The organism is Paraburkholderia sp. A1BS-2L, from assembly GCF_051125205.1.
In the GTDB taxonomy this organism is placed as follows: Bacteria; Pseudomonadota; Gammaproteobacteria; order Burkholderiales; family Burkholderiaceae; genus Paraburkholderia.
Window position 1 is genome coordinate 320348 of record NZ_CP120430.1, and the last position, 13931, is coordinate 334278.

A 13931-nucleotide genomic window follows, 5' to 3' on the forward strand; every position below is an offset into this window, starting at 1 on the left:
TGACGAATATGTCCATAACCGTAATTCACGGCGGTAACGTACTCGACCTCATTCGCGGCGTGCTGCTCGACCATCATCATGTGGTGATCGACGGCGAGCGGATTGTCGAAGTCACGGATCGCCCGGTCGATTATCCCAACGCCCGCGTGATCGACGCGCGCGGCAAAACCGTGATGCCGGGCTTCATCGACTGTCACGTGCACGTGCTGGCCTCCAATGCGAATCTGGGCATCAACGCCGGGCAGCCGAATATCCTGGCGGCCATTCGCGCATTGCCGATCATGCAGGCCATGCTTTCGCGCGGTTTCACGAGCGTGCGCGATGCAGGCGGCGCCGACTGGGCGCTGATGCAGGCCGTGGAGACGGGGCTCGTGCCGGGGCCGCGCATTTTCCCGTCCGGCAAGGCGCTTTCGCAAACGGGCGGCCACGGCGATTTTCGTCCGCGCGGCGACCTGTTCGAACCTTGCTCGTGCTGCTTCCGCACGGGTGCGATTGCGCGAGTGGTGGATGGCGTGGAAGGCGTGCGTCTGGCGGTGCGCGAAGAAGTCCAGAAGGGCGCCACGCAGATCAAGATCATGGCGTCGGGCGGCGTGGCCTCGCCGGTGGATCCCATCTCCAATACCCAGTACTCCGAAGATGAAATTCGCGCGATCGTTGCCGAGGCCGAGGCGGCCAACACCTACGTGATGGCACACGCCTATACGGCGCGTGCGATTGCGCGTGCCGTGCGGTGCGGCGTGCGGACGATCGAACACGGCAATCTCGTCGATGAGCCGGCGGCGCGCGTCATGCACGAGCACGGCGCATTCGTGGTTCCCACGCTCGTCACCTATGACGCGCTCGCGCAACACGGCGCACAGTTCGGGCTGCCGCCCGATTCCGTGGCGAAAGTCGCAAGCGTACAGCGCGCGGGGCGCGAATCGCTGGAGATCTACGCGAAGGCGGGCGTGCCAATGGGTTTCGGCTCAGATCTGCTGGGTGAAATGCATGCATTCCAGTGCGGCGAATTCCGCATTCGCGCCGAGGTCCTCGGCAATCTGGAAGCGCTGCGTTCCGCGACGAGCGTGGCCGCCGATATCGTCAACATGAAGGGCGAGTTGGGCGTGATCGCGCAGGGGGCGATTGCCGATGTGCTCGTGCTCGATGGCAATCCGCTCGCTGATATCGGGGTGGTGGCCAACGATGGCGAGCGCGTCGAGGTGGTCTTGCAACGCGGGAAGGTGGTAAAGAGCGGTTAGGATTCGGGTGGAATGATGCTAAAAGGGCGGCGTGCAGCAAATGCACGCCGCCCTTTTTTATTGCACACATTATGTTCGCCTCACTTCAAATGGCCTTGGAGCACCCTTAATAAGTGAATTGCCGCCGTATTGATTTTTGTGTCACGAACACGAAATGACTGCCGCATATCATCTGAATGGCATGAAGTATGCTTCGTCGCGCAAGCGCAGCGCGCGCGTCCAGCGCGCCGGGAATAATGCTTCATGCTAGGCTGCGCGTTCATCTGGCCGAATGCATGGGATCGGGGAAGCACTTGTCGTGTTGTGCGTCGCATCATTCTTCAATAAAGCCTCAACGGATAAAAGGACTCTCATGAAAACCACTCAACAGCGCAATGGCCGGTTCGGCGTTGGTTTGCGAGCGGCGTCTGCGGCGCTGATGCTCGCCGGGCTGATGCAGGGCGCTCACGCAGCAACCGAAATCCAGTTTTGGCATGCGATGGAAAGCCAGCTTGGCGAGCGCGTGAACGAGATCGCACAGCAGTTCAATGCGTCGCAAAGCCAGTACAAGATCGTGCCGGTTTTCAAGGGCACTTACGACCAGACGATGGCTGCAGGCATTGCCGCGTATCGCAGCGGTGACGCGCCGGCGATCCTGCAGGTGTACGAAGTGGGCACCGCCACGATGATGAGCGCAAAAAAGGCGATCGTGCCGGTGTACGACGTGATGACGAAGGCCGGCGTGGCGTTCGACGAGAAGGCGTTCGTGCCGACCATCGCGAGCTACTACAGCGACGCGAAGACGGGCCATCTGGTGTCGATGCCGTTCAACAGCTCGACGCCGGTGCTCTACTACAACAAGGACGCATTCAAAAAGGCCGGCCTGAATCCGGACGTGCCGCCGAAGACCTGGGCCGAACTCGCCGACGATGCCGCGAAGCTCAAGGCGTCGGGGATGACCTGCGGCTTTACGACCGGCTGGCAGGGCTGGATCCAGATCGAGAACTACAGCACATGGCACGCTGCGCCGATCGCAACGCGCAACAACGGCTTCGACGGAACCGACGCCCAGCTCGAAATCAACAAGCCGCTGCAGGTCGCCCACATCGCCTTCCTGCAGAACATGGCGAAGCAGGGCACCTTCACCTACGTGGGCCGCAAGGACGAAGCCACCGCCAAATTCTATAGCGGCGACTGCGGCATCATGATGGGCTCGTCGGGAGCACTCGCGAACGTCCGGCAGTACGCGAAGTTCAAGTACGGCACCGGCATGATGCCGTACGACCCGAGCGTGAAGGGCGCGCCGCAGAACGCGATCATCGGCGGCGCAAGCTTGTGGGTGCTGGGCGGCAAGAATGCCGATACCTATAAGGGCGTGGCGCAGTTTCTGTCCTATCTGACGTCGGCGCCCGTTGCTGCGAAGTGGCATCAGGACACCGGCTATCTGCCGGTCACGAGGGCGGCCTACGACCTGACGCGTCAGCAGGGCTTCTACGACAAGAATCCCGGCGCCGATACGGCGACCAGGCAGATGCTGAACAAGCCGCCTCTGCCGTACACGCGCGGCCTGCGTCTGGGCTACATGCCGCAGATCCGCACGGTCGTCGACGAGGAACTGGAGCAGGTCTGGGCAGGCAAGAAGACGCCGCAGGAAGCGCTCGACAGCGCGAACTCGCGCGGCAACGACTTGCTGCGCCGCTTCGAGAAGACAGCAAACCCGTAAGCGGATACCTCGATACATGGAACGCCGGACGAATTTTGGAGCGGGGTGGCTACCCTGGCTGCTGATAGCGCCGCAGCTCGCGATTACGGTCGTATTTTTTCTGTGGCCCGCGGGCGTCGCGCTCTGGCAGTCCACCTCGTCCCAGGATGCGTTCGGCATTTCCACGGTATTTGTCGGGCTCGCGAACTTCAAAGCCCTGTTTGCAGACCCGCTGTACCTCGCTTCATTTCGCACGACGCTGGTTTTCAGTGCGCTCGTCACCGCGATTGGGCTCGTGGTGTCGCTGTTTCTCGCGGCGATGGCCGATCGCATCACGCGCGGCAAGCTCGTCTACCGGACATTGCTGATCTGGCCTTATGCGGTCGCGCCCGCGATTGCCGCGGTTTTATGGGGATTCCTGTTCAATCCGAGCATCGGCATCGTCACGTTCGTGCTGGCACAAGCGGGCATTACGTGGAATCACGCGCTCAATGGCGGCCAGGCGATGGCGCTCGTCGTGGTGGCGTCGGTCTGGAAGCAGGTGAGCTATAACTTCCTGTTCTTCTACGCGGGCCTGCAGGCCATTCCCCGCTCGTTGATCGAGGCGGCTGCGATCGACGGTGCGGGACCCGTGCGGCGTTTCTTCGGTATTGCGCTGCCGTTGTTGTCGCCGATCAGCTTCTTCCTGCTGGTCGTCAACCTGGTGTACGCGTTCTTCGACACGCTTCCGGTAATCGACGCCGCGACCGGCGGCGGACCGGGACAGGCCACCAAGACGCTCGTCTACAAGATTTTCACCGAGGGCTTTCAGGGACTCGACATCGGCAGCTCGGGCGCACAGTCAGTGGTCATGATGCTGATCGTCATCGGGCTGACGGTGGTGCAATTCCGCTTCGTCGAACGCAAGGTGAAATATTCATGATTGAGAACCGGCGCGGCTTCGATCTGTTCTGCCACGCGATGCTGATTGGCGGCGTCGCGATCATTGCGTTTCCGGTGTATGTGGCTTTTTGCGCAGCGACGATGAACGAGTCGGAAGTATTCTCCGTGCCGCTGCGCCTGGTGCCGAGCACGCACCTGGTCGAGAACATCGTCTCGGTGTGGACGTCCGGCAGCGGCAATGCCGCCGCGCCGTTCGGGCGGATGCTCGCCAACAGCCTCGTGATGGCGCTCGTGATTTCGGTTGGCAAGATCGCCGTGTCGATCATATCGGCGTATGCGATCGTGTTTTTCCGGTTTCCGCTGCGCACGGTGTCGTTCTGGGTGATCTTCTCGACGCTCATGCTGCCGGTCGAAGTACGGATCTTTCCGACCGTTCAGGTCGTGTCGACGCTGAACATGTTCGATGGCTACGCGGGCCTGACGCTGCCGTTGACCGCGTCGGCCACCGCGACGTTCCTGTTTCGCCAGTTCTTTCTCACGTTGCCCGACGAACTGGTCGAGGCGGCGCGTATCGACGGCGCAGGTCCGATGCGCTTCTTCTGGGACGTGCTGCTGCCGCTCTCGAAGACAAATATCGCGGCGCTTTTCGTCATCACGTTCATTTACGGATGGAACCAGTATTTGTGGCCAATCCTGATTACGAATTCGCAGTCGATGACGACGGCGGTCGTTGGCATCAAGAGCATGATCGCGAGCGGGGACGCCGCGACTCAATGGCATCGCGTGATGGCCGCAACGCTGCTCGCGATGCTGCCTCCGCTCGTCGTGGTGCTGACGATGCAGCGCTGGTTCGTGCGTGGGTTGGTCGATTCAGAAAAATGAGTGCAAAAGGGAGGGGCATGAGCGGATTCGCGGCAGACGTTCCAATGGTTCGATCGACGCTGGAGGGCGACGCATGGCGGCCCTGACACTCGACGCCGTGCACAAGAGCTATGACGGCAAGCACACGGTGCTCCACTCGGTCAGCCTCGATGTGGCCGATGGCGAGTTCGTGGTCCTCGTCGGCCCTTCGGGTTGCGGAAAGTCCACATTGCTGCGGATGGTCGCCGGGCTCGAGAGCCTGACTGGCGGCACGATCTCCATCGGCGATCGCGTCGTCAACACGCTGGAGCCCAAGGACCGCGATATCGCGATGGTGTTCCAGAATTACGCGCTCTATCCGCACATGAGCGTCGCGCAGAACATGGCGTACGGACTCAAGATCCGCGGCATCGAACGTGGGCTGATCGAGCAGCGCGTCGCGAACGCTGCGAAGATTCTCGAGTTGGACAAACTGCTCGATCGGCGGCCTCGCGACCTTTCCGGCGGCCAGCGCCAGCGGGTCGCGATGGGGCGCGCGATCGTGCGCGAGCCGTCGGTGTTTTTGTTCGACGAGCCGCTCTCGAACCTCGACGCAAAGCTGCGCGTACAGATGCGCTTCGAGATTCAGCGGCTGCATCAGCGGCTGAAGACCACGAGCCTGTACGTGACGCACGATCAGGTCGAGGCGATGACGCTCGGGCAGCGGATCGTGGTGATGAACGGCGGGCACATCGAACAGATCGGCGTGCCGAGCCAAGTGTACGAGGCGCCAGCGAGTGAATTCGTCGCGAGCTTCATGGGTTCGCCCGCAATGAACCTGCTGAAAGGGCGTCTTTCGAACGACCTGTGCTGCTTCGAGGTCGCGGGCAACGGTCCGCACCTGCCGATCGGCGCGGACGGAGGCGCGTTTCAGCTGGATCCATCCGTTCTCGCCAAGCTGGTACCTGGAGGCGAATACACGCTGGGCGTGCGTGCCGAGCACATGACGCCCGCTGCCGGCCTGCGGTCGATCGCCGTGGAGGTCGAAACGTGCGAGCTGCTGGGCGCCGACAACCTCGCGCACGGCCGGTTCGGCAATCAGGAAATCGTGTGGCGTCTGCCGGCGGCGCATCGGCCGCAGCCGGGCGAACGGATCAACGTCGCATGGCAGCCGCAGCATTTGCACTTCTTCGATTCGGCGACCGGATTGCGCGTGTGACGAGCGACTCGAATACGCCTTCTACGGCTGGAATCTCCAACGCCCTCTTAAAGTCCAGCAGGTCTTGAACGTGGCGTTATTGATTCGTTGTGTGTACAGAGATAAGGCAGATACATTGGCATACAACGTTCTCTTATGACTCGGCTATAAATCCGTTGCAGCCCTCTAACACCATCAAAAAGGAGAAGTGAGTCATGTCAGATCCCGTCAATGTCCGCCGTCGCCGCCTTCTTGGCACCGCGCTGGCGAGCGTCAGCCTCGCGGAACTCGGTATGAGCAGCATTGCGCGCGCGCAGTCGTCGGGCGCGCGCACGGGTAGCGGCGTGTCATTCGGGCCGATCCAGCAGATCGATGCCGGCGTGCTCAACGTAGGCTACGCGCAGGTGGGGCCGGAGAACGGCATTCCGGTGTTGCTGTTGCACGGCTGGCCATACGATATCCATAGCTATGCCGAGGTCGCGCCGCTGCTCGCGGGGGCAGGCTATCGCGTGATCGTGCCATATCTGCGCGGCTACGGATCGACGCGCTTTCTCTCAGCGGATACGCCGCGCAACGGGCAGCAGGCCGCGACCGCCGTCGACATCGTCGCGCTGATGGATGCCCTGAAGATCGATCAGGCCGTGCTTGGCGGCTACGACTGGGGGGCGCGCACGGCCAACATCATCGCCGCGCTGTGGCCCGAACGGGTCAAGGGGCTGGTTTCGGTGAGCGGCTACCTGATCGGCAGCCAGGCGGCGAACAAGAAGCCACTGCCGCCGGAGGCGGAGCTTCAGTGGTGGTATCAGTATTATTTCGCGACCGAACGCGGCGAGCGGGGTTACGCGGAAAACCGTGAAGCATTCAACAAGCTGATCTGGAAACTGGCGTCGCCCAAATGGAATTTCGACGATGCGACCTACGCGCGCTCAGCTGCGGCGTTCGAGAATCCGGATCACGTGGCGGTCGTCGTCCACAATTATCGGTGGCGTCTCGGCCTCGCACAGGGTGAATCGAAATACGACAGCATCGAGCAGAAACTGGCCACCGCACCCACTATTTCGGTGCCCACGATTACCCTCGAAGGCGATGCCAATGGCGCGCCGCATCCGCAACCGGCCGCTTATGCGAAGAAGTTTACGGGCAAGTATGTCCACCGCGATATTGCCGGCGGCATTGGTCATGACTTGCCGCAGGAAGCACCCAAGGCATTTGCCGAAGCTATTTTGCAAGTGACGCATTTGTGATGTGGGTTCGTCGCGATTATTCGTAAGGATGTAAAAAAAGCACCGTTGCCGGTGCTTTTTCTTTCAGAATAACGTATCACCCGTGTTTGCCATCCACTCCCAGCAGATCCCGAATCGTCCGCTCGGTCTCGTCGTAGCGCCCCTCGCCAACGCGCTTGTAAGCCACCTTGCCGCTTTTATCGATGAGATAAAGCGCGGGCCAATACTGGTTCCCATACGCATTCCACGTCGCATATTGGTTGTCCTGAACGACCGGATACTGAATGCCGAACCGCGCAATGGCTTTCTTCAGATTGCCCGTGTCGCGCTCGAACGGATATTCGGGCGTATGCACGCCAATCACCACTAGCCCCTTGTCGTGATAGCGGGCGTACCAGTCCTTCACATAGGGCAGCGTGTGCGCGCAGTTGATGCAATCGAACGTCCAGAATTCGACTAATACCACCTTGCCGCGCAATTGCTTGAGGTCGAGCGGCACGCTGTTGAGCCACGCGCCGGTGCCAGTGAAGTCGGGCGCGATCGCGCCGGTTTGCACGGGCGCCGGTTCGGACTCGGGATTCGGGTCGGATGCAAAAGCCGCCCAGGCACCAGTGGCGGCCAGCCCGGCGAACGTGGCGAGGGCCGCCGCAATCTTCAGTCGATCGAACATGGGGACGTCTCCTTGATGAAGTGTTCGACCATAGTGGGGTGCACGTGTATCGGGCAGATGTCTGGCCCGCTCGCCCACGAAACAGCGTGTGTCGCGGAGCGCGCCAGATACATCGCGATACAACCTCGCATGTGCGGTCGCGATGCCCAACCCGTACTCCGCTCGCCGCCGCGAGAGCTCCATTTGCTCCGCCGTAACGACTTTCGCCCCCGGACCATTGAGCTTGCCGGCCCGGAGGCCTTCAGCCCGTTGCGCAGGGAGTGCATCGACATACCCAATTCCCGGGATACGGCGCTCAGGCCTTGTCCGTCCTTGACTCGTTGCACGGCGGCTACCTTGAACTCAGCGGTGTAGTTCGTGGCGTCGCTCTGGGACTCAGCATGTATGGTTCAAAGGCGAGGAGAACTTCATCAAGAAGGGGGCAGGGCCGGGCGCTGGAGTGTTGACCATCCATGCCATGAATCCCTCACGTCGCGAGAGGCCTGCACGCTTGATGAGGTTAGCGAGATCGTGCGAAGGACAGCGCTTTGGCAATCTCCGCTATGAGCTGCTTCTGCTGATAAGGTTTGCGCAGCCGTGGAATATCCATGTTCGTGTTCTGTGGCAGATCTGCGTATCCTGTGGCGATGAGAACCGGGAGACCGGGTCTTAGCTCACGTGCAGCGCGCGCCAGCTGCGCGCCATTCATTTTGGGCATTGAGTAATCGGTGATGAGAAGGTCCACTTTCTGCTCGTTCCTGAGGACGTCCAGCGCATCCTCGCCCGAATTGGCGCCGATGACCTCGTGCCCCAGGTCTTCGAGCAGATATGCGGTACTCGTCGAGATCAGCGCATCATCGTCTACGAGCAAAATGGTGGCGCGCCCAGCAAGCTGCGCACTTTCCTGAGAGGCCCTTTCGGGGGGCTCCGGCGCGCAGGGCGCCCGCGAGGTGACCGGCAGCCACAGCTCAGCCTGTGTGCCGTGGCCGGCCTCGCTGTTGAGCCGTAACGCGCCGTTCAACTGGCGCGCCAGGCCATGGATCATGGAAAGGCCGAGTCCCGTGCCTTTGCCGACTTCCTTCGTCGTGAAAAAAGGCTCGGTGGCCCTGGAGAGCGTTTCCGCATCCATTCCACACCCGGTATCGCTCACGATGACGCGCACATAGTCGCCCCCGGTGAGATCCACGCAACCGGTTGACGAAACCGCGTCGACGCGGACCATGATCGTCCCGCCGTCAGGCATCGCGTCACGCGCATTGACGACCAGATTGAGGAGAGCAAGTTCGATCTGGTTGGCATCGACAAGCGTGAGTGGCAACTGGTCGGGCAACCCGAACTTCAGTTCGATGCCCGGCCCCACAGAACGCTCGAGCAGGTCGGTCATTCCACGAATCAGGCTGGACAAGTTACTCGGTTCTATCCGGAGGTCTTGCTGCCTGGCGAATGCGAGCAGACGCTGGGTCAGTGACGCGCCGCGCTGTGCGCCCCGAAGCGCACCATCGATCAGGCGCACGATCCTTTCCCCGGAAAGTTGCTTGCGTAATAGTTCGAGGTTGCCCATCACCGCCATGAGCAGATTATTGAAGTCGTGGGCCACGCCACCCGTCAGCTGCCCGATCATTTCCATTTTTTGAACCTGGCGCAGCGCTTCTTCCGTGCGCTCGCGCTGGCGGGCTTCCTCGAGGACGGCCTCATGTGCGCGCTCGAGTTGCGCCGTGCGCTCGAGCACCTTCGCTTCAAGCGTCTCATTGAGGCGCCGCAGGTGTTCTTCAGCGGTTTTTCTTGCGGTGACGTCGGAGCAGACGCCAACGAGACGCATGGCGTTATTCGTTCTGTCACGCACTAGCCGGGCTCGAAGCTCCCCCCAATGGAGCGTGCCGTCAGGCCAAAAGTTGCGGCATTCGCAAGCGAGGTCACAGCCCGTCCCCATGCTCTGACGCACGGCCTCGCGCACCCGGGCCCGGTCGTCGCTGTGAACGCTCGCCTCCAGGTCTCCATAGGTAAAGGACCGGCCCGGCGGCCGGCCGAATACGGCCCTGCAGGCTGCGGACGCGCTCAACCTGAACATGGGCAGGTCCAGTTCCCACGCGCCAAGCTGGCCCGCGGTCAGCGCCGTCCGCAGTCGTGCCTCACCTTCGTGCAGCTCTTCAATTAGGGAACGCGCTTCGTATTGCCGGGAACGTCCTCGTTGTGCGGTTCGCACCACGCTGATAAATGTCATCGGGTGAAACGGGCGTTCGAGAAAGATGACGTTGCCGAGCCGCTTCGAGAGGCTTTCCGCGCCAGGGTACGGATCAGAAAATCCGCCGTGCTGCGTCAGGACGATAAACGGGAAATCCGACCAGCTCGGTTGCCCCGCCACCCAGGCCGTGACGGCAGCGAGATCGGCGCCGCGCAGTGCCTCTTCGGTCACGACCGCAGAGCAGACTCCGTCGCCCAGCAGCGCTGCGAATTGCGGCAGATCCTGGCAAACAATCGACTCAATCCCGGACTGTTGCAAAAGGGTAGCCGCGACGGCTGCATCTCGCCCGAGCGGCGCCAGGATCAACGCAGGACAGCCATTTCGCTTAGACGTTGCCATCGCCAGTGAGCCCGGGGTTCAGCAGCGGTCCGATGTTTCCGACGAACGACGGCACGCCGTGCAATACGCCCTGGAATTCTTCTAGAGGGGCGCCCACTGTCAGCCCGCCCTGGCCGATGCGAAACTCGCGGATCGTTTCTTCGTGGCGACCGGTGCGCTTCTTGATCACGGACACCGCGCGGCGCACCCGGCCAAGCGCCTCGAAGTAGCGCAGGAGGATGACCGTATCCGCGAGGTAGGTGACTTCCACCGGGGCCTTCATGTCGCCGACCAGGCCATGCTGCGCAACGGTGAGGAAGGTGGTCGCACCCTGGCGGTTCAGATATTGCAGCAACTCGTGGATGTGAACCACAAGCGCGTTTTCTTCTGGCATGGCTGCCTGATAGCCATTGAGGCTGTCGATCACCACCGTTTTAGCCTGCGCCTCATCGACGGCGGCGCGCACGCTGCAGGCAAACTCTCCGGGAGACATCTCCGCCGCGTCCACCTGAGCGATGTGCAGGTTGCCCGCCTCGAACATGGTCTCCAGGTCGAATCCCATCTTTCGGGTGCGATCGAACAGCAGCCCCAGTTCCTCGTCAAAGACGAACAGGGCGGCTTTTTCGCCACGCTCAAGCGCCGCGCACACAAACTGCAGCGCGAAGGTCGATTTGCCCGCCCCGGCGGGCCCAAGAATCAGCGTACTGGACCCCTGTTCCACGCCGCCGCCGAGCAGCGTATCGAGTTGCGCGACGCCACTGCTGACGCTCTCTCGCGCGAGCCGGCTGCGATGTTCGGCGGCGACGAGGCGCGGGAAGATGCGAACGCCCCCCGTTCTGATCGCAAAGTCGTGATAGCCGCCGCGGTAAGCCTGGCCACGGTACTTCGAGATTTTCAGCCTGCGCCGCTCGGCTCCATAGTCCAGCGCGAGTTCATCCAGCTTGATAACGCCGTGGGCGATGCTATGGACAGTTCTATCGGTAGCCTCCGAGCTCAAATCGTCGAGCAACAGAACCGTTGCGCCGTACCGCGAAAAATAGTGCTTCAAGGCCAGGACCTGTCGGCGGTAACGCAGGGAGCTTTGGGCGAGCAGACGAATCTCGGACAGGCTGTCGAGGACAACGCGTCGTGGCTTGACGCGTTCGAATGCGCCCAGGATTGCCTTGATGGTCTCGCCCAGTTCCAGGTCGGACGAGTACAGCAGACTCTGCTGCTGGTTGGCATCAACCAGGCTCTCCGGGGGAGTCACCTCGAACACCTCGATGTTCTCGCCCAGACGCCATCCGTGCGAGAGGGCGCCATTGCGCAATTCCTTTTCCGTTTCGGAGAGGGTGATGTAGAGGCCCGGCTCGCCCGCTTGCGCACCGGTAAGGACGAATCGCAGGGCGATTGTCGTCTTGCCGGTCCCGGGAGCACCCTCCAGAAGAAAAAGGTGTCCTTCAGTGAAGCCCCCGATCAGAACATCGTCGAGCCCGGGGACGCCGGTCCGGGCTTTGCGCACGCATTCCGTCTCAGCGTTCATCAATCGCTCCCAGCTGTTTAAGGATTTCCGGGGAAAGACGGTGCCGCGGTATCGCGGGGAGGACGTTCACCAGCGAAACCTGGGCGCGCTCAAGGTCGTACTCGCACTGCAGATGTAGCCAATACATCGAAGGCACACCGGACAGTCTCGCGAGACGGGCAGCCGTTCCCGGGGTGAACGCTGACGTGCCGCCGAGCAGGCGGTGCAGGGATTGGCGCGAAACGCCCAGTTCCCGCGCGGCCTGACTGATGGTCAAACTCAATCCTGGCAGCACGCAGTCACGCAAAATCGTCCCCGGATGGGGCGCCTGGACGACCCCGGCGGGAAGTTGGCCAGTTGGCATTCCGACTCTCCTGTAAAGTGCCACGTGACGGAAGCAATTCGCGAACCCGAAGGCATGCAGCGGGAATCGTGCGGGAAGCTGGTGCCGCCTGGTTTGCTGTTGACTGATGTGGCCCCCTCAAGGTCGGGCCGTTTTGAACCGTTATTCCGTGGTGAGAAGCCGCTTGCACCCTGGGCGCGCTCTTTTTAGTATGCGGAAACCAGTGCCACATAGGCTCCCCCGCCCGTAAAAGACAATGAAGACTCGGGAAACAGCCCCTTACGCCATCGTGGTGGGTGGCATCCTGATCGCCTGCGCGCTGGTCGGCCTTTGCGTCTTGCAATTGCTGCAAAGCCGGCAGGATGCGCTTGACCGGGCGAGCGAAACCTCGCGCAATCTCGGTCTCGTCGCCGAGCGCGACATCGAGCGCAACTTTGAGCTTTATGATCTGTCGCTGCAGGAGGTGGCACAAGGGCTGCAAAGGGCGGACGTGATGGCGTTGCCGCCGCACTTGCGGCATGATGTGCTGTTCGATCACGCGATGACAGCCAAATTTCTCGGCTCGATGCTGGTGATGGATGCCGCCGGCAACATCGTGCTGGATTCGGCCAACGACGTGCCGCGCAAGGGCAACTTTGCCGACCGCAAATCCTTCACGGTCCAGCGCGACAATCCGAACGTCGGTCTCTATGTTAGCGATCCGTACGACTCGCGACTACGCAACGGCACACCCAGCATCGCCCTGTCGCGACGACTCTCGCATCCGGACGGCACGTTTGCCGGCATTGTGCTGCTGGCGATCAATCTCGAGTATTTTCACAGCCTGTTCTCCGGCCTGTCGCTAGGCCCGCATGGCTCGATGTCGTTGATTGGCAAGGACGGCATCATGGTCATGCGCCAGCCGTACGACCCGCGCATTCCCGGGCGAGATATCAGCAAGGCGAGCACCTTCCGTCGTTTTGTGTCCGCGTCGGAAGGGACGTTTATCGAGACGGCATCGATTGATGGCGTTCGACGGCTTTACTACTTCAAGAACCTGCCAAATCTGCCATTGATCATCATGGTCGCGGAAGCCGAACAGGATATCTATGCAGCGTGGCGTCATCGCGCCCTGACGATTGGCCTGCTGGTGGCAGCGTTTGGCGCAGCACTTATTGCGCTGTCCGTGCTACTGAGCGTCCAGTTGCGTCGCCGCATGCGGGCAGAATCGGAACTGGTGCTGCTGGCCCGGACCGATGGTCTCACCGGACTCAACAACCGCCGCACGTTCGGCGAGATCCTCGAACAGGAATGGCGCAGGGCGCGTCGCGCACGCAGCGTGTTTTCGCTGTTGTTTGTCGATGTCGACCGCTTCAAGGCGTACAACGACACGTATGGTCACCAGGCAGGGGACGATGCGCTGGCAGCCGTCGCGCGGTGCATCGGCGAGAGCATCCGCCGTCCGGGCGATATCGCTGCCCGCTATGGCGGGGAGGAGTTTGTCGTGTTGCTGCCCAACACGTCAATGACCGGGGCCTTTGCGATCGCGGAGAAAATCCGGGCCGCGATCAGCGGACTCGCCATCGAGCACGTGAGCAGCGAGTATGGGCGCGTGACTGCCAGCATCGGAATGGCTAGCTGGACGCCGGAAGAGGATGGCGACGCCGGCGCGGTGATCAAGGCGGCCGACGAGGCGTTGTATGACGCGAAGACAACCGGCCGGAACAAGATTGCTTCGTTCCAGACGACCTCCTGACCCATGGGCCGTGAAGGGCATCACGCAGGCGGCGGGGCCGACTCCAAGGACCGGATCGAATCGAAGCTGAACTGATCGCAT

Annotated in this window: 11 protein-coding genes and 1 pseudogene; 7 read left to right on the top strand and 5 right to left on the bottom strand. The window is 61.8% G+C overall.

Features of this window, described 5'->3' with window-relative positions; translation table 11 throughout:
- Positions 1-8: 8 nt before the first annotated feature.
- The 6 genes from P5W98_RS25980 (at position 9) to P5W98_RS26005 (ending at position 7083) form a co-directional block, all read left to right on the top strand.
- Entirely contained in the window at positions 9-1238 is a 1230-nt protein-coding gene (locus P5W98_RS25980; protein ID WP_421027630.1) for a metal-dependent hydrolase family protein, read from the top strand.
- 418 nt (positions 1239-1656) lie between these two features.
- Complete coding sequence (gene ugpB, locus P5W98_RS25985) at positions 1657-2940, top strand: sn-glycerol-3-phosphate ABC transporter substrate-binding protein UgpB (protein ID WP_421028029.1); 1284 nt, start codon at positions 1657-1659, stop codon at positions 2938-2940.
- A 16-nt stretch (positions 2941-2956) separates the two neighbouring features.
- Positions 2957-3841 carry a sn-glycerol-3-phosphate ABC transporter permease UgpA gene (ugpA, locus tag P5W98_RS25990; protein WP_421027631.1) on the top strand — a complete coding sequence of 295 codons (885 nt, stop codon included), beginning with the start codon at positions 2957-2959 and terminating at the stop codon, positions 3839-3841.
- Positions 3838-4683 (top strand): sn-glycerol-3-phosphate ABC transporter permease UgpE, encoded by an 846-nt coding sequence (gene ugpE, locus P5W98_RS25995; protein WP_421027632.1) that lies wholly within the window; start codon positions 3838-3840, stop codon positions 4681-4683. Before ugpA ends, ugpE begins: the two co-directional genes overlap by 4 nt.
- 73 nt (positions 4684-4756) lie before the next feature.
- Complete coding sequence (locus tag P5W98_RS26000; RefSeq protein WP_421027633.1) at positions 4757-5860, top strand: sn-glycerol-3-phosphate import ATP-binding protein UgpC; 1104 nt, start codon at positions 4757-4759, stop codon at positions 5858-5860.
- 194 nt (positions 5861-6054) lie between these two features.
- Positions 6055-7083: an alpha/beta fold hydrolase gene (locus P5W98_RS26005; RefSeq protein WP_421027634.1), complete on the top strand. Its 1029-nt coding sequence runs from the start codon at positions 6055-6057 to the stop codon at positions 7081-7083.
- Positions 7084-7159: 76 nt separating this feature from the next.
- Here P5W98_RS26005 and P5W98_RS26010 read toward each other — a convergent pair whose 3' ends face one another.
- The 5 genes and pseudogenes from P5W98_RS26010 to P5W98_RS26030 form a co-directional block, all read right to left on the bottom strand.
- Positions 7160-7732 carry a thioredoxin family protein gene (locus P5W98_RS26010; protein ID WP_421027635.1) on the bottom strand — a complete coding sequence of 191 codons (573 nt, stop codon included), beginning with the start codon at positions 7730-7732 and terminating at the stop codon, positions 7160-7162.
- A 156-nt stretch (positions 7733-7888) separates the two neighbouring features.
- Positions 7889-8118: pseudogene (locus P5W98_RS26015) on the bottom strand (transposase); the annotation flags it as partial.
- A gap of 113 nt (positions 8119-8231) precedes the next feature.
- Positions 8232-10292, bottom strand: a complete 2061-nt coding sequence (locus P5W98_RS26020) for a hybrid sensor histidine kinase/response regulator (RefSeq protein ID WP_421073377.1) — start codon at positions 10290-10292, stop codon at positions 8232-8234.
- Positions 10279-11793: an ATPase domain-containing protein gene (locus P5W98_RS26025; protein WP_421027637.1), complete on the bottom strand. Its 1515-nt coding sequence runs from the start codon at positions 11791-11793 to the stop codon at positions 10279-10281. Before P5W98_RS26025 ends, P5W98_RS26020 begins: the two co-directional genes overlap by 14 nt.
- Positions 11783-12136 carry a HigA family addiction module antitoxin gene (locus tag P5W98_RS26030; RefSeq protein ID WP_421027638.1) on the bottom strand — a complete coding sequence of 118 codons (354 nt, stop codon included), beginning with the start codon at positions 12134-12136 and terminating at the stop codon, positions 11783-11785. Before P5W98_RS26030 ends, P5W98_RS26025 begins: the two co-directional genes overlap by 11 nt.
- A 235-nt stretch (positions 12137-12371) precedes the next feature.
- On the opposite strand from P5W98_RS26030, the gene P5W98_RS26035 reads away from it, so the two are divergent.
- Positions 12372-13850, top strand: a complete 1479-nt coding sequence (locus tag P5W98_RS26035; RefSeq protein WP_421027639.1) for a sensor domain-containing diguanylate cyclase — start codon at positions 12372-12374, stop codon at positions 13848-13850.
- Positions 13851-13931 lie beyond the last annotated feature (81 nt).